The 23,078-nt window shown below is 55.0% G+C and carries 21 protein-coding genes and 1 pseudogene; 11 read left to right on the top strand and 11 right to left on the bottom strand.

What is annotated here, in order from left to right:
* Positions 1-217 precede the first annotated feature (217 nt).
* The gene (locus DD586_RS21140; protein ID WP_012883214.1) at positions 218-448 is read left to right on the top strand and encodes a hypothetical protein; all 231 of its coding nucleotides are present in this window, start codon (positions 218-220) and stop codon (positions 446-448) included.
* A 32-nt stretch (positions 449-480) separates the two neighbouring features.
* Here the strand turns inward: DD586_RS21140 and rhaR are convergent, their stop codons facing one another.
* Positions 481-1,335 (bottom strand): HTH-type transcriptional activator RhaR, encoded by an 855-nt coding sequence (gene rhaR / locus DD586_RS02385; RefSeq protein WP_012883213.1) that lies wholly within the window; start codon positions 1,333-1,335, stop codon positions 481-483.
* A gap of 45 nt (positions 1,336-1,380) precedes the next feature.
* Entirely contained in the window at positions 1,381-2,217 is an 837-nt protein-coding gene (rhaS, locus tag DD586_RS02380; protein ID WP_012883212.1) for an HTH-type transcriptional activator RhaS, read from the bottom strand.
* Positions 2,218-2,564: 347 nt separating this feature from the next.
* On the opposite strand from rhaS, the gene rhaB reads away from it, so the two are divergent.
* From rhaB to DD586_RS02355, 5 genes are all read left to right on the top strand, one after another.
* Positions 2,565-4,037, top strand: a complete 1,473-nt coding sequence (rhaB, locus tag DD586_RS02375; RefSeq protein WP_012883211.1) for a rhamnulokinase — start codon at positions 2,565-2,567, stop codon at positions 4,035-4,037.
* Positions 4,034-5,290, top strand: a complete 1,257-nt coding sequence (locus tag DD586_RS02370) for an L-rhamnose isomerase (RefSeq protein ID WP_012883210.1) — start codon at positions 4,034-4,036, stop codon at positions 5,288-5,290. Before rhaB ends, DD586_RS02370 begins: the two co-directional genes overlap by 4 nt.
* A gap of 23 nt (positions 5,291-5,313) precedes the next feature.
* The gene (gene rhaD, locus DD586_RS02365; RefSeq protein ID WP_012883209.1) at positions 5,314-6,144 is read left to right on the top strand and encodes a rhamnulose-1-phosphate aldolase; all 831 of its coding nucleotides are present in this window, start codon (positions 5,314-5,316) and stop codon (positions 6,142-6,144) included.
* Between the two features lie 179 nt (positions 6,145-6,323).
* The gene (rhaM, locus tag DD586_RS02360) at positions 6,324-6,638 is read left to right on the top strand and encodes an L-rhamnose mutarotase (RefSeq protein WP_012883208.1); all 315 of its coding nucleotides are present in this window, start codon (positions 6,324-6,326) and stop codon (positions 6,636-6,638) included.
* 357 nt (positions 6,639-6,995) lie between these two features.
* Positions 6,996-8,591 carry a methyl-accepting chemotaxis protein gene (locus tag DD586_RS02355; protein WP_012883207.1) on the top strand — a complete coding sequence of 532 codons (1,596 nt, stop codon included), beginning with the start codon at positions 6,996-6,998 and terminating at the stop codon, positions 8,589-8,591.
* Positions 8,592-8,716: 125 nt separating this feature from the next.
* On the opposite strand, the gene DD586_RS02350 is transcribed toward DD586_RS02355, so the two are convergent.
* Both DD586_RS02350 and DD586_RS02345 read right to left on the bottom strand, forming a co-directional pair.
* Positions 8,717-9,523: an IclR family transcriptional regulator gene (locus tag DD586_RS02350; RefSeq protein ID WP_012883206.1), complete on the bottom strand. Its 807-nt coding sequence runs from the start codon at positions 9,521-9,523 to the stop codon at positions 8,717-8,719.
* A gap of 152 nt (positions 9,524-9,675) precedes the next feature.
* Positions 9,676-10,386 (bottom strand): phosphohydrolase, encoded by a 711-nt coding sequence (locus DD586_RS02345; RefSeq protein ID WP_012883205.1) that lies wholly within the window; start codon positions 10,384-10,386, stop codon positions 9,676-9,678.
* A gap of 449 nt (positions 10,387-10,835) precedes the next feature.
* On the opposite strand from DD586_RS02345, the gene DD586_RS02340 reads away from it, so the two are divergent.
* From DD586_RS02340 to DD586_RS22425, 5 genes and pseudogenes are all read left to right on the top strand, one after another.
* Positions 10,836-12,071: an MFS transporter gene (locus DD586_RS02340; RefSeq protein ID WP_012883204.1), complete on the top strand. Its 1,236-nt coding sequence runs from the start codon at positions 10,836-10,838 to the stop codon at positions 12,069-12,071.
* Positions 12,072-12,462: 391 nt separating this feature from the next.
* Positions 12,463-12,993: a chorismate mutase gene (locus tag DD586_RS02335; protein WP_012883203.1), complete on the top strand. Its 531-nt coding sequence runs from the start codon at positions 12,463-12,465 to the stop codon at positions 12,991-12,993.
* A 221-nt stretch (positions 12,994-13,214) separates the two neighbouring features.
* Entirely contained in the window at positions 13,215-13,715 is a 501-nt protein-coding gene (locus DD586_RS02330; RefSeq protein ID WP_012883202.1) for an Lrp/AsnC family transcriptional regulator, read from the top strand.
* Between the two features lie 383 nt (positions 13,716-14,098).
* Positions 14,099-14,836 (top strand): HNH endonuclease, encoded by a 738-nt coding sequence (locus tag DD586_RS21060; protein WP_012883201.1) that lies wholly within the window; start codon positions 14,099-14,101, stop codon positions 14,834-14,836.
* 33 nt (positions 14,837-14,869) lie between these two features.
* Positions 14,870-15,001, top strand: a pseudogene (locus DD586_RS22425) (IS481 family transposase); the annotation flags it as partial.
* An 85-nt stretch (positions 15,002-15,086) separates the two neighbouring features.
* Here DD586_RS22425 and DD586_RS02320 read toward each other — a convergent pair.
* The 7 genes from DD586_RS02320 to DD586_RS02290 form a co-directional block, all read right to left on the bottom strand.
* Positions 15,087-16,103, bottom strand: a complete 1,017-nt coding sequence (locus DD586_RS02320; protein ID WP_012883200.1) for a 1-aminocyclopropane-1-carboxylate deaminase — start codon at positions 16,101-16,103, stop codon at positions 15,087-15,089.
* Positions 16,104-16,345: 242 nt separating this feature from the next.
* Positions 16,346-17,278 (bottom strand): LysR family transcriptional regulator, encoded by a 933-nt coding sequence (locus tag DD586_RS02315; RefSeq protein WP_012883199.1) that lies wholly within the window; start codon positions 17,276-17,278, stop codon positions 16,346-16,348.
* 394 nt (positions 17,279-17,672) lie between these two features.
* Positions 17,673-19,091, bottom strand: coding sequence for a M20 family metallopeptidase (locus tag DD586_RS02310; RefSeq protein WP_012883198.1), 1,419 nt, complete (start codon positions 19,089-19,091; stop codon positions 17,673-17,675).
* A gap of 42 nt (positions 19,092-19,133) precedes the next feature.
* A complete protein-coding gene (locus tag DD586_RS02305; RefSeq protein WP_012883197.1) occupies positions 19,134-19,997 on the bottom strand; it encodes an ATP-binding cassette domain-containing protein in 864 nt (287 codons plus the stop codon).
* On the bottom strand, positions 19,994-21,031 hold the full coding sequence (locus tag DD586_RS02300) for an ABC transporter ATP-binding protein (protein ID WP_012883196.1): 1,038 nt from the start codon (positions 21,029-21,031) through the stop codon (positions 19,994-19,996). Before DD586_RS02300 ends, DD586_RS02305 begins: the two co-directional genes overlap by 4 nt.
* A 160-nt stretch (positions 21,032-21,191) precedes the next feature.
* Positions 21,192-22,118, bottom strand: coding sequence for an ABC transporter permease (locus tag DD586_RS02295; RefSeq protein ID WP_012883195.1), 927 nt, complete (start codon positions 22,116-22,118; stop codon positions 21,192-21,194).
* Positions 22,119-22,127: 9 nt separating this feature from the next.
* Positions 22,128-23,045, bottom strand: a complete 918-nt coding sequence (locus tag DD586_RS02290; protein ID WP_012883194.1) for an ABC transporter permease — start codon at positions 23,043-23,045, stop codon at positions 22,128-22,130.
* Positions 23,046-23,078: the final 33 nt, after the last annotated feature.

Below are 23,078 nucleotides of genomic sequence, written 5' to 3'. Positions count from 1 at the left end.
AAATACTGCCAATCTATGAAACGTTAACCAGAAAAATAAAACGATAATCACGAATGACCAGGTTTATCCGTAAAGCGCTAAAGACCATTCTATTTCTTATTTTATACCCAAAATAATTCGAGTTGCAGGAAGGCGGCAAGAGAGTGAATCCCGATGAGCTTACTCAGGTAAGTGATTCGGGTGAGCGAACGCCGCCAACACACCTGCAACTTAAAGTATGACGGGTATATTTCTTTTATCGGTACGCTATGTCCATACCTATCCATTGCCTATGACCAAAGATCAAGTGGCACTGCTCTTTACGCTATCTGATGCCTTTGGGGTTCGTGATCCTGAGGATCTCTACATTTCAGCAATGCTGGTGCTTGAGATCATTACTACCATTATTGCCTATTCACTCATCATAAAGCTCTGGCGCTATTACCGCACTTCACGTTCAACACGGTAACCTTCCTCGAAATAATGATTGTCGCCACCGGCTCACACTTTAGCGCCAGACTGAAAACGCTGCCGGTAACCGCTGGGGGTGACGCCAAACGCCTGATGGAATACCACGGAAAAATAATTGCTGTCGTCAAAACCGCATTCAGCCGCCACCTCGCTGATGGTTTGCCGGTTGTGGCGCAGCAATTCCATCGCCCGACAGAGCCGCAACTGGCGCAGGTATTGCGCCACGCTCATACCGGTCTGCTGTTTGAAGCGACTACGCAGGCTACGCATGCTGATGCCGTGCAACTGGCAGAAATCCTCCAGCCGAAACGGTCGGGCAATGCTGGCGCGCAGCGCATTCATCAGCAAATCCAGTTGCTGGGCATCCGCCAGTTGAGTGCTTTCCGGTGCGTAACGATACCGCATCGCCAGTAGTGCAATCTGCAACAGCAGTACTTCACTAAGCTGTAACGACAGCGGGTCCGATTTCATGCACTCCTGCGCCAGGTTTTCCACTTTGTCGCGCAGGATATCCATGCTCTGGGTCGCCAGCCGCCAGTAACGTTGCTGCTGCGAGACCTCACCACCGGGCAACAAATTTGGCCAGTCGGCAGGCAGCGTCAGGCGCTCGCGGATATAGAGAATATTGTCCAGCTCCAGATCGTGCACCGATTCATAACTGTGACGATCGCGGGCGGAGACATAAAACAGATCGCCGCAGGTGATGCGATAAGGCACGTCATTCCACAGATGCAGGCCATTGCCGCGCCAGACAATCACCAGCTCGTCAAAGTCGTGGTGATGCAACGGAAACGCCGGCTGCGGGCTGCGCTCCGCCACCGTGACCGTATTTTTATCGGTAAGAAAGTAATCTTCCGTTCGTAGCTTTAACCCGCGGGATGGCACAGCCTGTCGCCCCTGTCACGTTAGAGCCCTATCCCATTAGGGCTCTTAGTCCTCACACAGCGCCTGATGGCGCAACGCTTTCGGGGCCAGCGAAAAGGCTTTGCGGAACTGGGTGGAGAAGTGATTACTGTCACTGAAGCCACAATCATGGGCGATGGTGGTAATCGAGTCATCACTGTGCTGCAACCGACGCCGCGCTTCCAGCAGACGCAACCGGTTCAGGTAACGCTGCGGCGTCATGCCAGTGCGCTGTTTAACCTGTCGGTGCAGCGTACGCAACGACAGCGAAAAACGGTCCGCCAGCGTGTCCCAGTCCACCTCTTCACAGAAGTTATGCTGCAACCAGCCCAGCAACGCCTGAATTCCCAGCCGCTCACTGCCGTCCCCCTGCGTCTGAAAGCTCTTTTGCCGCAACAGCACCAGAATTTGCAGGAACAGGCTTTCACTGGTCGCAATATCTTCCGGTCGTTCATGGCGCGCCAGCGCCGCCAGCTGCAAAATCAACTGCTTGACCTGCTGCTGCGTCCCGGCATTCAGTTGCCATTGTCCCAGCCACTCGCCATTAGCGCCATACGGCAGAAACGGCGCGATGTCCGACAGAAAGCGGAACCCACGCGGCGAGCGATACAGCACATTGGTCAGGTGCAGTTCCTCCACCTGCTCAAACAGATGGCGATCATTGTCGCGCACGAAAAACACCGCCCCGCTACAGAGCGCGAAGGGTTGATCGTTGAACACGTGCACACCTGCACCTTGCTCGACCAGCACTATCTCCCAAAAGTCGTGATAGTGCTCGGGAAAGGCGTGCTGCGGCATCCGGGGTTCTACGGCTACTGTCGCCGCGGGTGAAACAAAAAACTCCTCGCCATGAAGTTGTGTCATGTCGTCTTCCCCCTTCCACCTGACTCATTCACCTGTCAGATAGAGTAGTCAGAAGGGCGGCCCCTGCGCCTTAAAATAGCGCCGCGACATGGCCCTCGCGAGGTCATTTTTTCAAGATTCAGCCGTTAAATCACTGAAATGTGGTCAGGATCACAGGCGCTTATCGTTCGTCCAACGCGGGTCACTCGCCGACTATCACCGCAAATCGTGAACCGCTTCACAGCCAACTTTGCCATTTTGCCATCCCCATTTTTCAGGTGGCACTCACCCAAAGGTGCCGCCGCCGCAACTTTCCTACACTGCCAAACACAGTCACCCACACCTTATCGATAACGGAGAGAACGGCAATGGCGGTCAGGCATTATGTGGCAGTCGATCTTGGTGCTTCCAGCGGACGGGTCATGCTGGCATCGCTGGAGACCGAAACCCGCCGGTTAACGCTGGAGGAAATTCACCGTTTTAGCAACCAACTGCATTACTCGCAGGGGCATCACCTGTGGGATCTGGACGAACTGGAACGCCAGATTAGACACGGGCTTGAAACCATCGACGCCCGCGGCATTCACCCGGTCAGCATCGGTATCGACAGTTGGGGGGTGGATATGGTCGCGCTGGATAAGCAAGGGAACCGGCTGGGCCTGAGCTACTCTTACCGTGACCATCGTACTGACGGCCAGATGGCGCAGGTCACCGCCGAACTGGGCCGTGAGCGCCTCTACCGCCAGACTGGTATTCAGTTTTTGCCGTTCAATACCCTCTACCAACTGCGGGCGCTGCGCCAGCAGGAGCCGGACATCTGGGGCCAGGTGGCGCATCTGCTGATGATCCCAGACTATTTTCACTACCGGTTAACCGGCCAGATGGCCTGCGAATACACCAACGCCAGCACCACACAGTTACTGAATCTACACAGCGGTGACTGGGACCACGGTCTGCTGGATTATCTGGGCATACCGCCCAACTGGCTTGCCACCCCGCATCAACCGGGCCAGACGCTTGGGGAGTGGGTCGCGCCCAGCGGCCGCGCGGTACCGGTCGTGAGCGTGGCGACCCACGATACCGCCAGCGCGGTCGTCGCCACCCCGCTGACCGATGCAGACAGTGCTTATCTCAGCTCCGGCACCTGGTCACTGATCGGTATTGAAAACCATACACCGCTGACCGGCCCGGCGGCGCTGGCCGCGAACCTCACTAATGAAGGGGGTGTCGGCGGCCGTTATCGGGTACTGAAAAATATTATGGGGCTCTGGCTATTACAACGGGTATGTCAGGAACAACAGGTCACCGACCTGCCCGCCTTGCTTGATGCGGCGGCAGCACAACCGGGTTTTGTCAGCCTGATAAACCCAAACGACGAACGGCTGATTAACCCGCCTTCCATGAGCGATGCCCTGCGTGAGCTCTGCCGTGAACACGACCAGCCACAACCTGTCGGCACGGTGGCGCTGGTGCGCTGCATTCTGGATAGCCTGGCGTTGTCCTACCGTCAGGGCCTGCTGACACTCGGTGCACTGCGCGGTACGCCATTACGCCATTTGCATGTCGTTGGTGGCGGTAGCCGCAACCACCTGCTCAACCAACTGTGCGCGGATGTCTGTCAGGTGCCGGTGCTGGCCGGTCCGGTCGAGGCTTCTACCCTCGGCAATATCGGCTGTCAGTTGATAGCCCAGGGCGACGTGGCAAACCTGGAGGCGTTTCGTCGTCTTCTCACCGACAACATCCCGCTACAACCGTTTATCCCCCGACAGGATAGTGATTTGGCTGATCACTGGCGTCGTTTTCAGGCGCTGTGTCAGATTAATGAGGAGCTCACCGTATGAATACCGCACTAGAAACAGCCTGGCGTCTGGCCCAGGAACGTTACGCCCGCCTGAATATCGATGTGGATGCCGCACTGCGCCAGCTCGATCAGATTCCGGTTTCCATCCACTGCTGGCAGGGCGATGACGTCACCGGCTTCGAACACAACGGCGGAGCGTTGACCGGCGGTATTCAGGCAACCGGTAACTACCCCGGCAAGGCACGCGACGCCAGCGAATTACGCGCCGACCTGGAGCAAGCCTTTCGCCACATTCCCGGCCCGAAACGCCTTAATCTGCATGCGATCTATCTGGAATCGGAGACGCCAGTGGCGCGTAATGCCATCGAACCACAGCATTTCAGCAACTGGGTCGCGTGGGCCAAAGAACAGCATCTGGGGCTGGATTTTAACCCAACCTGTTTTTCACACCCCTTTAGCAGCGACGGCTTTACCCTGTCACACCCGGACGAAAAGATACGTCGCTTCTGGATAGAACACTGTCAGGCCAGTCGCCGCATTTCCGCCTGGTTCGGCCGCGAACTGGGGACGGCCTCGGTCATGAATATCTGGATCCCAGACGGCATGAAAGACCTGACGGTAGACAGGCTGGCGTTCCGTCAGCGGCTGCTGGCATCACTGGATGAAGTGATCGCGGAAAAACTGGATCCGGCCCACCATATCGATGCCGTAGAGAGCAAGCTGTTCGGGTTAGGGGCGGAAAGTTTTACCGTCGGCTCCGGCGAGTTTTACATGGGGTACGCCACCAGTCGCCAGACAGCACTTTGTCTGGACGCCGGGCACTTCCACCCCACTGAAGTGATTTCCGACAAGATCTCCAGCGCCAGCCTGTTCGTGCCGCGCCTGCTGCTGCACGTCAGCCGCCCGGTACGTTGGGACAGCGACCACGTGGTGCTGCTGGATGACGAAACCCAGGCCATCGCCCATGAAATCGTGCGCCATAACCTGTTTAACCGGGTACATATCGGGCTGGATTTCTTCGACGCCTCCATCAACCGCATCGCCGCCTGGGTTATCGGCACCCGCAACATGAAAAAAGCCTTGCTGCGCGCGTTGCTGGAACCCACTGACACCCTGCGCACGCTGGAACAAAACGGCGACTACACCGCCCGTCTGGCACTGCTGGAAGAACAGAAATCGCTGCCGTGGCAGGCAGTGTGGGAGCACTACTGCCAGCAGCATGACGTCATGCCCGGCAGCGACTGGCTGCAATCGGTACGTCACTACGAAAACACCGTTCTCTGTCAGCGTTAATCTGTCAACGTTAAGGATTCACCATGCAATCAATTCTCTCCTCCTGGTTTGTACAGGGAATGATCAAAGCCACCGGCGATATGTGGCTCAAAGGCTGGGATGAGCGTAACGGCGGTAACATCAGCCTGCGCCTGACCACCGATGACGTGACGCCATTTGAAAGCGATTTCTATCCACAACCACGCCATGAAGCGTTGTCTCAGCCCATGCCGGAACTGTCAGGCTGTTGGTTTATCGTCACCGGATCCGGCAAGTTCTTTCGCAATGTGCAACTGGACCCGGCGGACAATCTGGTGCTGTTGCAGGTGGATGGCGACGGTCGCGGTTATCGTATTTTCTGGGGGCTGACTAACGGTGGCCTGCCAACGTCGGAGCTGGCGGCCCATTTCCAGTCGCACATCGTGCGTATGAAGGTCAGCGGCGGGCGGGATCGGGTGATCATGCATTGCCACGCCACCAACCTGATCGCGCTGAGCTATGTGCTGGAACTGAACAGTGCCATCTTCACCCGTGAGCTGTGGGAAGGCAGTACCGAATGTCTGGTGGTGTTTCCAGACGGTATCGGCATTGTCTCGTGGATGGTGCCGGGGACGGACGCCATCGGCGATGCGACGGCGGAACAAATGCAGCATCACTCGCTGGTATTGTGGCCGTTCCACGGTATTTTCGGCACCGGCCCCTCGCTGGATGATGCCTTCGGCCTGATCGACACCGCTGAGAAATCGGCACAAGTGATGGTCAAGGTACGTTCGATGGGCGGCAAAAAACAGACCATCTCGACCGAAGAGCTGATCGCCCTCGGCCAGCGCTTTGGGGTTACGCCAATGGCGGCTGCTTTGCACCCTATCGCGTAACAGGCAGGCTCGCCTCAGTCTCCAGGACACCCGGCGGGCAGCGACAACAGCCGGGTTCACCGTCAGGTGACAGCGGGTGAAACCGGGTGATTTCGCGCTGCCCGCCTGGGACACAGGGACGTTTCCCCCGCCTCATGCGGGATAACCGTTTAGCGATCACTCGCCACAGGATGACCATCATGTTGAGAAAAGCCTTTGTGATGCAGGTTTTTGCGCAATGCCACGACGAATATCAGCGTCGTCACAATCCTATCTGGCCGGAACTGGAGGCCGAGTTAAAAGCCCACGGCGCACACCATTACAGTATTTTCCTCGACCCGACTCGCCACCTGCTGTTCGCGTATGTGGAAATCGAATCAGAGGAACGCTGGAATGCCATCGCTCAGACTGACGTCTGCCAGCGCTGGTGGAAATACATGACAGAGGTGATGCCCGCCAACCCGGACAACAGCCCCGTCAGCGCAGAACTCGCACCGGTCTTTTATCTCGACTAACTGACTATCTCGACCACTTTTCTATCTCAACTAACCCGGCGGTCGCCCCGCAATGAGGCGAAACGCCACCGGGTGCCCGCTCCGTGGCGGTCATCACCGACACCTATTCATACTATTATTTTTTTGTATCAAGCGGCGTTATTGAAATACAACACCCTCTCGCCCCATGGCTTCACGCCACAAATATTTTGCTGACTCATAAAAACGACAAAAAATCACCCATTGTTGTCACAAAAACACTGTTCCAAAAATAAAAAACAATTTACCAAAATGATGACCTGACCCTATCACGGGAATAAATTTTTGAATTACCATGCCGTTACTAAAGATACCGTCCGTTAATAAAAGAAAGCAGCGATGAAAAAACTCTCACAATTAACTGTCTTCTCCAAGCTCCTGCTCGGTTTCTCCGTGCTCATCGTTATGATGTTGTTGTTAGGGGTTGTGGCTATCTACCAGCTCAATGCCAGTGATAATAATGTTGTCTCGTTCAAAAACAGCCGTATGCCAGGAGTACGCTATACGCTGGAAATGCGCGGCATGCTGTCGGAAATTCGACTGCAGCAGGTGCAATACATCGCCTCAAAAACACCGCAGGAAGTCGAGGGCCATCGGGTTGAATTATTACAGGACCAGGATCTATTTCTTAAAGCACAGGCCAACTACGCCAGCCTGCTGAAAAATGCACCGCAGGAAAAACAAGCCTTATTCAATCAGGTAGTGGATAACTTTAAGAACTTTGTCGATGTCAACGCCAAGGTTATTGAAGCGGTTAACGGTGGAAAACTGGACGAAGCCAGCAAGATCAGCGGCGCCGTTTCCTCCAAATACCGCACCCAGTTAATGAAAGACCTGGCGCAATTGGTGGATATGGAAATTGCCTCTGGCGATCAGGCTGGGGCAGCGTCAGAAGAAGGCTATCAGCACGCGCTGTACATACTGTCCGGTCTGTTGCTGCTGGCGCTTATCGCCACCGCGGTCATCACCACACTGATCACCCGCAGTCTGTCGCGTCAGTTGGGTGGCGAACCTGACTACGCCGCGTCCATCATGCACCAGGTGGCATCAGGCAATCTGAGCGTGCCGATTGCGCTGCGTAACGGCGACACCACCAGCTTACTGGCGACCATGAAGTTCATGAACGACAAGCTGGCGGAAATCATCCGGGGGATTGTTGACGGCAGCGAGTCTATTTCGCTGGCTGCCAGCGAAATAGCCCAGGGTAACAGCGACTTGTCACAGCGTACCGAAGAGCAGGCGGCGTCGTTGGTGCAAACCTCGTCCAACATGCAACAGATTACCGAAACGGTAAAACGTAACGCCGACAACGCCCATCAGGCCAGCGAGCTGGCGCGGCAAACCTCGCAGACGGCGGTACACGGCGGCAACGTGGTGGATGACATGCTCAAGCGGATGCATGAAATCTCCCACAGTTCGCAGAAAATCGTCGATATTATCGCGGTGATTGAAGGCATCGCCTTCCAGACCAATATTCTGGCGCTCAACGCGGCGGTGGAAGCGGCACGTGCCGGTGAACAAGGTAAAGGATTTGCCGTGGTGGCCGGTGAAGTGCGTAACCTGGCGCAAAAGAGTGCCAACGCCGCCAAAGAGATCAAAACGCTGATCGAAGGTACGGTCGAGAAAATCACCGATGGCTCTCGCCATGCTGACACGGCGAATCAGGCGATGGAAGAAATCGTCAGTTCAGTCACCAAGGTGACCGACATCGTGGCGGAGATCTCGATGGCGTCCAACGAACAACATCAAGGGATTAAGGAAATCAGCGTCGCTATCGATCAGATGGATCGCGTCACCCAGCAGAACGCGGCGCTGGTCGAGCAAGCCGCCACTGCCGCACAGTCCATGACGGAACAAGGCGAGCAGTTGCGCGACTCCGTTCGCTTCTTCCAGTTAGGTACTCGCACTCAGCAATCCGCACTGCGCCTTAACTAACTGATACAAACGGGCCGTCTTACGACAGCCCGTTTGGTCTGTTTGTCCGCTCCCCACCGCTCTTCGACTCCACTCACTCTCCTTTTCTCCTGACCTTTATCTCCCGCAACCCGAAAGGATGCGCTTCACTGCTCATCAGGCAGGGCTTTCAGCGCCAGTGAGAGCGCCTGTGCGGTCTGGCGTAATGGCGCTAACAAGGTTTCTTCATCGATTTGGCGCAACTTGGCCGAAGAGAGTGACAACGAAATGGCATACTTCACCCGCTGATTCGCATCCAATACCGGCGCAGCCATGCAGGATACGCCGACCTCATGCTCTTCCCTGTCGAACGCCACCCCTCGCTGACGCACTCCTTCCAGTTCACGCTTCATGTGGTACGGATCGGTAATGGTATACGGGGTCAACTTGCGAATAGACGACTGCGGCTTGCCCCAGTAGGCAAAGAGCGCGTCTTCGGTATCATCGGCTAAAAACAGCTTCCCCATCGCCGAGCTAAACAACGTCATCTGTTGCCCCAGATATGCGAGGGTACGCAACATACCGATCGTCGGCTCCTGCTTATGGATCAAAATGCAGTGGTCGCCTTCACGTCTGGAAAAATTGACGGTCTCGCCGGTCGCTGCGTTCAACGCCTGCAACGGCGGGGCAATCAGCCGCAGCACCTCTGGCGGAGCCAGTGATGTCTGCCCGACGGTAATAAACCGGGTGGTCAAACGATAGCTGCCCGCCGCAGGCGCCGGGGTCACATAACCGCATGCCTGCAACCCCTGCAACAAGCGATGCACGGTACTTTTATTCAACTGGGCCAACCCGGCCAGGTGGGCCAGCGGGCAACCATTCGGGTAATTGCTTAAAATTTCAAGCAGCAAAAATCCCCGTAACAGGCTTTGATTACCCGCCGGTTTATCATGACTGCGCGACAACGCTCCCATCCATCCGTCCCTCTGACTGAATAGTTTCGCTTATCGATAACATGATTCGACATCATATGACGTGATCCCGGCCGCTCTGCGTTACATCGCGGCCATTCTTCGTCACAGAGACAGCAAAAAACCACGGATTCCAGTACCCAAACCGGCCGTTATCAAACCAGCCAGGGATGCCAGACGTTGAAGTATTCACGTACCTGCGGATCAAGCCGCGTTGGGTCGCCGTTCACTTCCCCGGACAGTTTGGCAAGAAAATCCACCAGCCAGGACGCATTCGCTTCGGCAATGCGTTTCCCCTCTGCCGTATTCATGGTTTCTGGCAGGCGCATCAGTTTGGCGCGGAAGTGATCCAACGTGTAGAGGCGATCGTCCAGCTCACGTTCGCAGGCAAACAAGTCTTGCGAGTCAAATAACGGACGCCCCATCATGCCCGCCACATAAAACACCCGCGCCAGCCCCAGCGCACCAAGGGAATCGAGCCGGTCGGCATCCTGCACGATTTTCGCTTCCTGTGTTTCTGCGGGGATACCGGCGCTAAAACTGTGTGCTTCAACCGCATGGAACAGCGCCGGATGCAGCTCATGGGGGAAATCAGGAAAATCCCGCGACACAATACGCACCGCTTCTTCCGCCGCCATACGTGATGCCCGACTACGATCCGGATGATTTTTCGGCACCAGCACAATGTCATGCAAATACGCGGCGGCGATAATCACCCGCAGATCGCCACCTTCTTTTTGTTGAATGTGCCGGGCGTGATTCGCCACCCGCACCAGATGGTGGTGATCATGCGCACTATCGGTGGAGTCCGCCAAATGACGGGCGACGTATCGACTCAATGTCTGCTCAAAACCGGGTAAATCCATGCTGCGCTCCTGCGTTAATCTGGCTACTGTTACAGAATAGGCAGAAAGTCATGACAACAACATGACTGATACATTCAGTGTTTTTCTGTAAATTTGATAATAAGCGGTGAAATTATTTAAACAAAAAATGTTTATAACTCGTTTTGTCAATAAATAAACATTTACTTTCTCGGCAACACATTATTATATTTACCCCCTTACACGATGCCGTAGCGTTTATTTTCTACTTTCCGCTTACGTCATTTTTTTAATTTACAAAACATGACCTGATATACCCTAAATAATTCGGGTAGCAGGACACGACGGTGCGGCAAATCCTCAAAGGCTGATAGAACAGTCGACGCTGATAGAGCAATCGGCGCTGATAGAGCAGTCGGCAAGGGTAGCGAAAAAAACCGGCGTATCCGCCACCGGAACATGACGGGGAGACTATCAGGGGTATTTATCCCATGAGTCCGGTTTTGCTCTTTTTTCTCACATTGGTGTTTATCGCCGATGGCTTGATGGTGTTCCTTATTCCGGTACTGGTCTATGCCGAAACCCAAAGCCTGACCTATTCCGGCTTGTCTTATATGTTATGGTGGCTGCCACGTATCGTGCTAACCCCGGCACTCGGCGTATTGATTGACCGTTTGGGGGTGCGCCCTGTATCCATCGCTTCCGATGCACTCAAGGCATTCGGTTGCCTATTGCTGTGTCTGGTGCTGAATTTTACCGAACAACCGTTGATCCTGGCCTTAACCTGTGGCTTGCTGGGGGCGGGTGTTTCCATCGGCAATGCGCAAACCATCACTGCGGTAGAAAAGCTGATCGCCGCCCACAGCCGCCATATTGACCGTGATGCTAATGTATTGACCCGATTAGATTTACTCGGCATGGTGCTGGGGCCGCTGATCGGCATGGCATTATACGAGTACGGTTTTCTGACGCTGCTGTATATTGCCGCCACACTCTATTTATGCAACGCGTATTATTTCCTCACCTCACGTCTGTTTACTTTCACATCAGACGACGTATCGGAAAATAAAATAAATACACCACAATCTGCCAAAATAAATTCATTTCCGTTACTAACGATCATCAAAAGTCCATTTATTATTTTGATGATCGTACTGGCGCTGGGGAATAATATGTTTGATGGGTTAGTCGAGTCCAGTGGTGCGGCATTGATCGAAAATAAAATGGGATTATCAGTGAAATATTTTGGTTTCATTGATATTTGCGCCGGGGCGGCAGGATTTTTATCCACGCTGGTTTATGGTGCCGCCCTCAACCGTCTGAGCCGGGAAACGCTGCTGGCGATCGGGCTGGGTCTTATCGTCATCGCCTCGCTGCTGCTGACCACGACGCTCGACCAGTTAGGGCCCTTCCTGACCTTCTATTCACTGGGTATTGTCGGCAAGGTATTTACCGGCAATATCATGCGCACACTGCGCCTGACGCTGATCCCCTACGAGCGACTGGCCAGCACCTCATCGCTCATTGTGCTGTTGAACCAGTCAGTGCTGCCGTTGATGGGGGTCTTTCTGTTTTTGTCCGAGCATGAGGGCTGGCCGCTGACCCGATTTATGCATATCGCTATCACGCTCTCGCTACTGGCAGGCATCGGGCTGTTGATTGGCCTGCGGCGTAAAAAACGGGAAAACACGCCGCTGTCCTCTCCTCACCCCGATATATCCCGTTGATACGATGCTTCGCTTCGTCGGTGGGCGACCTGTATCAATGTATGTCCAACAGTATGAAAATTTTATAAAAATGAACCGGCCTTCACGGTCCGTACGTCCGCTCGCTGCCACCAGATACCGATGATTCTGCGGCGATGAAGGGCGTGCCACCAAGGCTGGCGGGACGGACAGATAAAACGGCAACACACAGTAACGCACTGAAACTACCGCACGAAATGCAAAAAACCAGGTACGTCTGGTTACGAATGCATACCCTTCACATGACGCAGAATGCCATGTCATGCACGTAAGATAGTCAGGCGTTACCGCGGTGTTCGCTGCAGGCGGGCATCGTGACGACAGAGTCGATACTGCGGCTCTGCCTTTTTACTCTCAACCACCTGGAGACAATATGTTACGGACAATGTGTCTGGTAGCCTGCCTGATCAGCACCAGTGCGCTGGCGGCGGAAAGCGCCGATTTAGCCTCACTGGTTAACCAACGCCTCGGCTACATGAAAGATGTGGCTGGCTACAAAGCGGCTCATCATCTGGCGATTGAGGACCTGCAACAAGAGGATAACGTACTGAAAGCCAGCCGACAGCAGGCCACGCAGTACGGGCTGGATGCAGATTCCGTTACCCCTTTTATTCAAGCGCAGATGGATGCCGCCAAGGCAATTCAGTATCGTTACCGCGCTGACTGGCTGGCCGTGCCGGAGAAAGACTGGCAGCCACGTCCGCTGGATGAAGTGCGCGCGCAAATCGCCAAATTAAACGGCGTACTGCTACAACAACTCGCCGATACGCTGCACAAACAAGGCGGCAGCCTGAGCCAGTTGAATCACACGGCGTTTATGCACGCCGTTACGCAGAAGAACCTCAGCGAGCACGACAAGGCGCGTTTGTACGACGCCCTGAAACAGGCCAAATTGCAGAAATAATCTCTGGCGGCGTGCCCGTTGCGTGCGCCGCTCTCTTCCTGCTTTCCTCCTCCCGCCCCCTTGTCTTTAGCGCACACGCCACAGAAATCTGTCGCGCCATCGAATCTCCGACGATAAAGTCCCGTGCCATGTCGAATACATTGCGTCATACTCATTTTATGCGCAATTTTACTGCGCCATTCACCGACATTAAGACAGATTCTTATTGAGACTCGACCATCATGAAAACCAACGCGACAGCCGACAGCCCAGACGAGAAAGGCCTCAATCTTGACCGCTTTGATCTGGCGATTCTGCGTTATCTCCAGTCTGATTCCTCTATTTCCAATGTGGCGCTGGCGGAAAAGGTCAAGCTCAGCGCACCTGCCTGTCTGCGGCGTGTGGAACGCCTGAAACAGATAGGGTTAATCAAAGGCTATGTCGCGCTGCTGAATCCACAGGCATTGAATGTCGGCATGGTGGTATTGATCGGTGTCGTGCTTGATCGCTCCACCCCGAAAAGTTTTGAAGATTTTGAAGCCGCGGTGCAGAAGATCAGCGGTTGCATGGAGTGCCACGTGGTCACCGGTGAGTTCGACTACATTCTGATGATCCGCACCAAAGACAACCAGAGCTTCAATAAACTGCACGCCGAACAGTTGCTGTTCCTGCCGGGAGTGCGTCAGATCCGCTCCTTTATCGGCTTGCGGGAAGTGCTCTCGACAACACAGTTGGTGTTTTAAGGGTGGAAAATATGGAAGGTATCTCTTAATATGAAAGGTAGTCAAAAACTTGTTAACTATAATGAATTAACAATGGGAATTGTATGAATGTATAATTATATAAACAAGATAAAAAATAACATTCGCACTCATCTTGAACCTATTTAAATGGGATTTACAAGCAGAACGACAATATCATCACGTAGATTTTATTTCTGAAAATAATAACTTCCGTATCCATGAGACTTTTATACAATCTATTGCAGGGCAAGTGATGGATAGTTTTCGCAGCTAAAATCGATTTTTTTGATGCGCTGCTTTTATAGAGACTACCGCATGTCAATAAATAGCAGATGTAGAGCTATTAGACATAGTTATTTAATGGCTATAAAAGAGGAGATCCCATGCCTATCATATCAAAAGAACAGTATATTGAAGCTTATATCATAGCGTGTAAAGTATATAATAAATCGATAAGTGCGCAAGAGGGGGCAAGGACTCTTAATCAAAAAAATGGTCTCAATGAAAATTCCGCCAAAGATTACATTAACAATTTAGGGCATATGTTGAATGGTGAAATATTTAAAAGAACGCTAAGTGCAGATAGTTTTGAATATTATCTCAAAAAAATAAAAGCAGATTTTGGCTTAGAGTTTTTAAAAAAATCAATTTATTCACTAAAACTTCACAATTCATACTATGAAGAAACTAGAAAAACAAAATCAAAAAGAAAAAAAGTTCGTGACATCATTGAATTTTATGAGAGTGAACTCAGTAAGACTGACTCATTCGAAAATTTAACGACAGAATTCAACATTCAGGTTAATAAATCCATAGCAGATAATCAAAGATCAAGACAAGAACGTTTATCCACATCCCCAAAATATCCCCAAAAAAAATCACTGCAGATTGAGTTTTTTATTCGTAATCCTGATGTTGTCGCAGAAGTATTACTCCGAGCAAACGGTAAATGTGAAAGATGCTGTTCTAATGCTCCATTCTTGAGGAAAAAAGATAATACTCCTTATCTTGAAGTTCATCATAAGACACCTTTATCAGAAGGGGGAGCTGACACTGTGGATAATGCTATTGCATTATGTCCTAACTGTCATAGGTATTTACATTACGGGGATAAATTGTAATTCATAAAAATCATTTTACTATAATGGCACGTTATAAATAGAGAAATTCAACAGCGATTGCGGTGGGTAAAACTCTACGAAACGTCTGGTGACGCGTGCTTGTATGCCGCCGTTTTAGCATACAAGCCTTACATTAGTAAATGGTGGCTAAGATATCTGTCACAGATGGTGATATAGAGGCTGCTGACAAGCAGCCTCATTGGTTTGTTATTAGCGAACTTATGTCGTGGCCGCAACGCTATAACCGCAATCAGCCATTACGGAAAATATAGCTGTAAGCGCTCAGCGCTGGTGCGCCGCCGAGGTGGGCATAGAGCACTTTAGAGCCTTTCGGGAATTCGCCGTTGCGCACCATGTCTATCATCCCGTGCATGGATTTGCCTTCGTACACCGGGTCGGTCAGCACCCCTTCCAGACGCCCGCACAGGCGGATGGCTTCCAGCGTGCCGTCGTTCGGCAGGCCGTATTCCGGGCCGCCGTAGCGGGTATCCAGCACCACGTCCTCTTCGGTGATCTCGCGACCTAACTCGACCAGACCGGCGGTGTGCTGCGCGATACGCAGAATCTGCGCTTTGGTTTTTTCCGGTTTGGCGGACGCATCAATACCGATAACGTTACGGGCGCGGCCATCAGCGGCAAAACCTACCACCATCCCAGCCTGAGTACTGCCGGTGACCGAGCACACTACGATATAGTCAAATTTGAAGCCCAGTTCTTTTTCCTGCTGGCGTACTTCTTCGGCAAAGCCGACAAACCCCAACCCACCGTACGGGTGCTCAGAACAACCAGCTGGGATCGGGAACGGTTTACCGCCATTTTGTGAGGCTTCTTCCATCGCCTGCTTCCAGCTTTCGCGAATACCGATATCAAAACCGGCCGGGTCAAGACGAACATCCGCCCCCATAATGCGCGACAACTCGATATTCCCCACCCGGTCGTACACCGCGTCGGCATAGTTAACCCAGTTTTCCTGCACCAGAATACATTTCATCCCCAGGTGTGCTGCCACCGCCGCCACCTGACGAGTCTGGTTGGACTGGACGCCGCCAATCGACACCAGCGTGTCGCACCCCTGCGCCAGCGCTTCCGGGATCAGGTACTCCAGCTTACGGGTTTTGTTGCCACCGAATGCCAGCCCGCTGTTGCAGTCTTCACGCTTGGCATAAATCTCCACATCACCGCCCAGGTATTCACTCAGGCGTTTCATCGGGGTAATCGGCGACGGTCCGAAAGTTAAAGGATAACGCGGGAATTTTTCCAGATTCATGGTCAGGCTCCGGGGTAGCTAACGTAGATTGAACAGGCATCAGATGAATGTTTTTCGCAGGGAAAACACCTCATCGCTGACCTTTGATACTACAGAAAAACCACTTAATTTAAATTGCGTTTTTCTCTTCATTTTTTATTAAAAATTTAACTAAAAATTAAAAATGAAAACTTAAATTCAAAATAAAACCTATAAAAAGAAATAAAATTTCATTCAAAAAACACTAAAATCCCGTGCGGCGTTCAACGTAACGGCAACCCAAAATCCAGTCGACAATGCTGGTCGTGCTGCTGTAGCGCCTGTTTGAGGAAAGCAAAAAAGCTCTCCAGAAGCGCGGTACGTGGCCTGCCCATCTCGGTGTGTAATTGCAAGGTGCGCTGACTCAGTTGATCCAGATTGACCGCTTTCATCGTCAGTCCATCATGTCTGGCGCGGCATAGAATGGAGAAATGGCTACACACACTGACCGCTTCCGGTGTGGTACGCACATAGTCATACAGGCTGGAGAAGTGGTTACAGGTAAACGCTGGCTCGATAAACACATTGTTCATTCGACACGAGAGATCAAACAGTTGCCGAATGGTCGAGGAGGGATCCGGCAGTGCCACCGGCCAGGCGTTCAAATCTGCCAGTTGAAAATCCCGGTTGGCCAGCGGATGGTCTTGCGCCATGAACACCAGTACCGGTGCCGGGAACGACGCCAGCACGTCCACGCCCTGTTCCGGCGCCAGACAGAACTTGAGGGCCGCATCGCACTCGCCGTTACGCAACCACTCCGGCACCTGCCGGGCGCTGCCGACCGCCAGATAAAAATTGACGTGGGGATGCTGCTCACGAAAACGCGCCAGCAGGGTTGGCAGCAGGTGAAGGGCCAGCCCATCGGTACAAGCCACCCGCAATGTGGTCTGGCGTGCCGACTTCATCCCTTCCATTTCCGCTATCGCCAGTTCCATGTCGGCCATACTGCGCCGCACGTGATTCGCCAGAATATGCCCGGCATGGTTGAGCACCATACCGCGAGTACTACGTTCAAACAGCGGCATCCCCAGCCGGGTCTCCAGCCGCTGAATTTGCCGACTGATGGCGGACACCGCCACAAACAACTGCTGACTGGCGGCGCTAATGGAGCCAGTATTCACCACCGCCATAAAGTAACGAATTTCACTATTATGCATGGATCATCTCCCGAATATGGCGTGAGCCGTTACCGCCGTATTCCTGACAAGAGAAACGAAAAACCTTCTGTGAGCATGTCTTGGGGGGTGGTTTTTCTGGCGTTAAAACTATGCTGAGGTGTGCGCCCCTGCCGGGTGAGCCGCACGGACGCGGCGAAAGCCCGTGCCGCGCCGGGAGCGCGTCACGGGCGGCCCGAACAGCAGGGGCGAACACCGAAGGGACCGCGAAGCGGCATAGTTTAGCCACCAGCCAGTGGTCAAGGAGAGGCGGCGTTTGAGCCTCTCCTTGTCGTGCGTGCGCAGAGGCTGCTGAGAAACAGCGCCGGTTATTACGCACGAAATATCACCACATCCCCTGCATGAATGCAGTTAACAGACCATAGGGGTGCAGGGGCTATCCCCTTGCATTGTGCTGTCGGGATTGCAACACCTCGTGGCCCTCTTTTGCCAAATCCCAAAACAGGCCGCACATGATGTGCAGGGCTTCGCGCGCGACGTCCGCCAGCAGGTGTTCGTTGGGGGCGTGCTGGGAACAGGCGGGGTACGAGTGCGGGATCCACAGTGTCGGCAAGCCGAGCGTGCGCAGGAAACAGGCATTGGGCAGGCCGCCGCCGAAGTTGGGTAACACCGCGGCCTGTTTGCCAACCGAGCGTTCGATAGAGGCAACACCCCAATGTACCCAAGGGTCGTCCGGGTCGATGCGGGTGGCTTCAAAACAGTTCTCCGGGTCGATGATGTCCACATCCTCAAACCCGCAGGCATCAAGATGGCGACGCAGGTGTTCGGCAAAGTGTTCCACATCGCTGCCCGGCACATAACGCATATGGCACTGGGCGCGAGCCGTCGGCGGGATAGCGTGCGCCGGTTTATCCGGATTGCCGGTGACATACGCCAGCACATCCAGCGTATTCCAGCCGTACACCTTTTCAGCGGCGCTCAACCCCGGCTCTCCCCAATGTGGATCGATAGCCGGGTCGCCCGGTGCACCGGCCAGCTCCAGACCGGACAAGGCGTGGCGCATCGAGGCGGACAGCGGTGGCGGCAGCAGTTCCGGCACCAGAATGCGGCCGTTGGCATCCACCAGACAGCCGATCGCATGCGCTAACCGAATGCCGGGGTTACTGAGCAACCCGCCCCAGTTGCCGGAATGGTGCGCGCCGTCACGCAGCGTCAATTGCAGGCCAAAGTTGAATACACCGCGAGAACCCAGAAACAGGGTGGGTCGTTCCGCACTGACGCGCGGGCCGTCCGAGGCGATGAACAAGTCCGCCGCCAGCCAGTCACGGTATTGTTGGCACACGGCATCCAGACCGGGCGATCCGCACTCTTCGCCCATTTCCAGAATCAGCTTCACGTTGTAGCCCAGCTGGCCTTCACAGGCGCTCAGTACCACAGCCAGCGCCGCCAGATTGATGGTGTGCTGGCCTTTGTTGTCGGCGGTGCCGCGCCCGTACCAGCGGTTACCGTCCGCCGTCAGCGTCCACGGTGATAATCCGCTGCGCCAGCGTGCCGCATCCCCCATCACCACGTCGCCGTGGCCGTAGGTCAGCACTGTCAGCACCGCCGCTGGCTCTATGCGGCGCGCCAGCAGAAAAGGCCCGCGCTCCGCCACCGGATTCGGCACTATCAGGCACTCAAACCCCATGGCTTCCAGCAACGGGATCATCTCGTCGGTCAGGTAGCCCATCAGCGCCGGGGCGCGTTCCGCGTGCTGGCTTTCCGTCTGGCAAGCCACCCGGCGTGCCAGCACGTCACGAAATACGCCGGAGTCAAAATACGCCGCCGCATGTTGCATCATCTCTTCACGTGTCATCGTTGATCCTTTTTTCTGTTCACGTTCTGCGGATTGCGTGGGTTACGCCACCTCAATCGTCGGAATTCCCAGCCCCGGCTCCGGCGTTAGAACCGATGCCAGCAACGCACGGGTATAAGGATGCTGCGGCGCGCCAAACACCTGCTCACGAGTGCCTTGTTCAACAATCGCGCCTTTACGCATCACCGCCACGTGATCCACCAGATATTCCACCACCGACAGGTTATGGCTGATAAACAGATAGGTCAGGCCCAGCTCTTTTTTCAACATCAACAGCAGGTTGAGGATCTGCGCCTGTACCGACACATCCAGCGCGGAGGTCGGCTCGTCGCAAATCAGGATCGCCGGTTGCAGGATTAAGGCGCGGGCAATCGCCACCCGCTGACGCTGACCACCAGAAAGCTGGCCGGGATACTGACCGTGGGTACGCTCTGGCATCCCCACCCTGTCGAGCATCTCGCGTACCCGCTGTTTACGTTCCGCCGGTGTGCCGATGTGGTGCAGCCGTAACGCCACTTCCACGATATCCGCCACCGTACGGCGCGGGTTGAGTGAGGAATAAGGATCCTGAAAGATAGGCTGCATGCGGCAGGCCAACTCACGGCGATCGCCTGCGTCTATTTCGCGCCCTTCAATCAGCACATTGCCGGATGTGGGCGGCAGCAGGCCGAGCAGCATTTTCGCCAGCGTACTCTTGCCACAGCCGGACTCACCCACCAGCCCCAGCGTTTCCCCCCGGCGAATGCGCAAAGACACATTGTCCACCGCACGGATTTCACCGGGTGGCGAGAACATCCCACGGTTGAGTCGGAACACCCGGCTGAGTGCACACAGTTCCAGCGCAATATCATCGTTGCCGGGAATAGGTGGCAACACGCGGCCGCCCGCTGCGGTTATCGTGTTCATACCGCCACCTCCGTCATCACCGCGTCCACACAACGTACCGCATGGTTTTCCGTCAGCGTCACATAGGGCGGCTCCTGCGCACAATCCTGGCGACACTGCTGGCAACGATTGCGAAACGCACAGCCCTGTTGTGGGCCGATCAGGCTCGGCACCACGCCGGGGATCGCCTGCAACGGCTCACCCGGCACGGTACGTCCGGCTACCGGAATACACTCCAGCAAGCCACGGGTATACGGGTGACAAGGCTGGTGGAACAGTTCCATCACCGGCGCGGTTTCCACTACCTGCCCGGCGTACATCACCGCCACCCGATCGGCGATACGCGCCACCACGCCAAGGTCATGGGTGATGAACACCACCGCGGTGCCAAATTCCTGTTGCAGTTCGCGCAACATCCGCAGGATCTGCGCCTGAATGGTGACGTCCAGCGCGGTGGTCGGTTCATCAGCGATGATCAACTCTGGGCCGCACATCAGCGCCATAGCGATCATAATGCGCTGACGCAGACCGCCAGAGAGCTGATGCGGATACTGCCGTAGCCGCTCCGCCGCCATGGGAATGCCGACGCGATTCATCAGGTACACCGCCCGCTCACGAGCCTCGGCTTTCGAGACCTTGCGGTGCGCCAGCAGCGTTTCACACAGTTGATCTCCCAACGTGAACGACGGGTTTAACGAGGTCATCGGCTCCTGAAAGATCATCGCCATCTGGCTGCCGCGCAACGCCGCTCGCTCACGCGGGCTCAGCGCCAGCAGGTCGGTTCCACGAAATTGCAACCTCTCAGCGCGACGCTCGGCATTACGCGGTAGCAGGTCCATCAACGCCAGCGAGGTCATCGATTTGCCACACCCTGACTCACCGACCAGACACAGCATTTCACCGCGCCGGACCGAAAAATCGATGCCGCGCACGGCGTGCAACGTGCCGCGCGGCGTCGTCAAATCGACCCGCAGGTTTTTCACCTCCAGCACGATCTCGGACTGCCCCTCGCCCGCCAGCCTGGCCCCACCGGTAGTCTCAATTGCTGTATGCATAGCGCTTATTCTCCTCAGAAGCCTATCCCAATAGGCGTCATTGGCGCAGCCAGTTTGGACACGGACAGCGCGGAGAAACCGGAACGTACACGTAGTACGTGAGGATTTCGAGCACTGCAGGTCCAAAATGGCAAGTAAAATAGCCTAGTGGGGTAGGCTCTCAGTTGCGGCCATCCAGCGCAGTAACATCGCGCAACCCGTCACCCACCAGATTGATGCTCAACACCAGCAGCGCCAGCACCACGCCTGGGATCACAATCACCCACGGTTGAAAGAACATGTAGGCTTTGCCTTCCGCCACCATCAGCCCCCAGGAGGGCATCGGTGGCTGTACGCCGAGACCAAGAAACGACAAGGTGGCCTCCAGCAAAATCGCGTGGGCTATCTCCAGCGTCGCCACCACGGTCAGCGGCCCCAGCAGATTAGGCAGAATCTCCCGCAGCATGATGAACAGCGACGACGCGCCGAGTGTCTGCGCCGCAGCGATAAATTCAGCCTCGCGTAGCTGACGCGTCACCGTGCGGGAGACAATCAGAAAACGGTCCCATAACAGTAAGCCCAGCAGCATAATCACCACCTTGACCGAGCCGCCCACCAGCGAAGCCAACGCCAGCGCCACCAGAATCACCGGCATCGACAAACGCACGGTCAGCAGATAACTCACCACCGCATCGACCCGGCCGCCGAAGTATCCCGCCAGCACCCCCAGCGCAATGCCAATGGTGCCTGCCAGCATCACCGACACCAGCCCGATGGCGAGCGACACCCGGGCACCGAACAGCAGGCGGCTCAGATAATCCCGCCCCAGCTTGTCGGTACCGAGCAGATGCGCCCAGCTGCCTTTGTCATGCCACACCGGTGGGATCAGCCGTCGGCTGACATCCTGTGCATAGGGGTCGTGTGGGCTGATGAGCGGTGCCAGTAGCGCCAGCAACACGATAGCCCCCAAAATCACCAGCCCAATCGTCATGCCGTGGTGCCCCAGAATCTTGCGCTGCCAGCGCTGCCACGGCCCAGGTTCCGGCAACAGGCCAGGCTGCGGCGCGGTTTTCATTCTCACCGCCAGTCGTGCTATTGCAGTTTTCATCACGGCTCCTTATCTGCTGCGCAGTCGTGGGTCGAGTAACGCGTTGAGCACATCCGCCAAAAACGTCAACCCGATGTAAAACACGGCAATGATCAACACGATGGCCTGCACCACCGGGAAGTCGTTGCGGGCAATGGAATCCCACGCCAACTGTCCCAGACCTTGCAGTGAAAACACCGACTCAATCACCACCGAACCACCGAGCATGAACCCCAGTTCCACCGTCGCCAGCGCCACCACCGGGATGATGGCGTTACGCAAGCCGTGCTTGACTACCACCTTAAAGGCGCTCAGCCCTTTGGCCCGTGCGGTGCGGATGTAGTCAGAGCCCAGTACATCGAGCATGCCAGAGCGGGTCAGACGCATCAGCGACGGCATGGCGTAATAACCCAGCGCCACCGCGGGCAGCACAAAGTGTTGCCAGCTACCGTTACCCGCTACCGGTAGCCATTTCAGCCCGACGGCAAAGATGAGGATCAGCACCAGCGCGAACCAGAAATTGGGCATCGCCTGCCCCACCACCGACACCAGCATGGCGAAGCGATCGACCCAGGTATCCCGAAAGACCGCCGCCAGCACCCCAAGCGGGATAGCCACCGTTAACGCCAGCAGCAACGACACCCCCCCCAGCTTGAGGGTGACCGGCATACGCTGGCCGACCAGTTCCATCACCGTGTTTTCAAAATAGAATGAGCGGCCAAAATCCAGTTGCATCGCCGACCACATCCAGTGAGAGAACTGGCTCAGCAACGGTTTATCCAGCCCATTCTGTACCCGAATCTGGGCGATGGTTTCAGCGGTTGCATCCGGCCCGGCAATGGCGGTCGCCAAATCACCAGAGAGATGCAGCAGCGAAAAACTGACCGCCGCCACGGTAAACAACACCGCCAGCGCCACCAGTAACCGTTGAAAAACGTACTTCACCATAAGCCCACTCCTTATCTCTCACGTGCAGTCAGT

The organism is Dickeya parazeae Ech586 (assembly GCF_000025065.1).
Lineage (GTDB): Bacteria > Pseudomonadota > Gammaproteobacteria > Enterobacterales > Enterobacteriaceae > Dickeya > Dickeya zeae.
The sequence above is the reverse complement of the archived record's forward strand: the minus strand, read 5'-3'. Positions and strand labels throughout refer to the sequence as shown.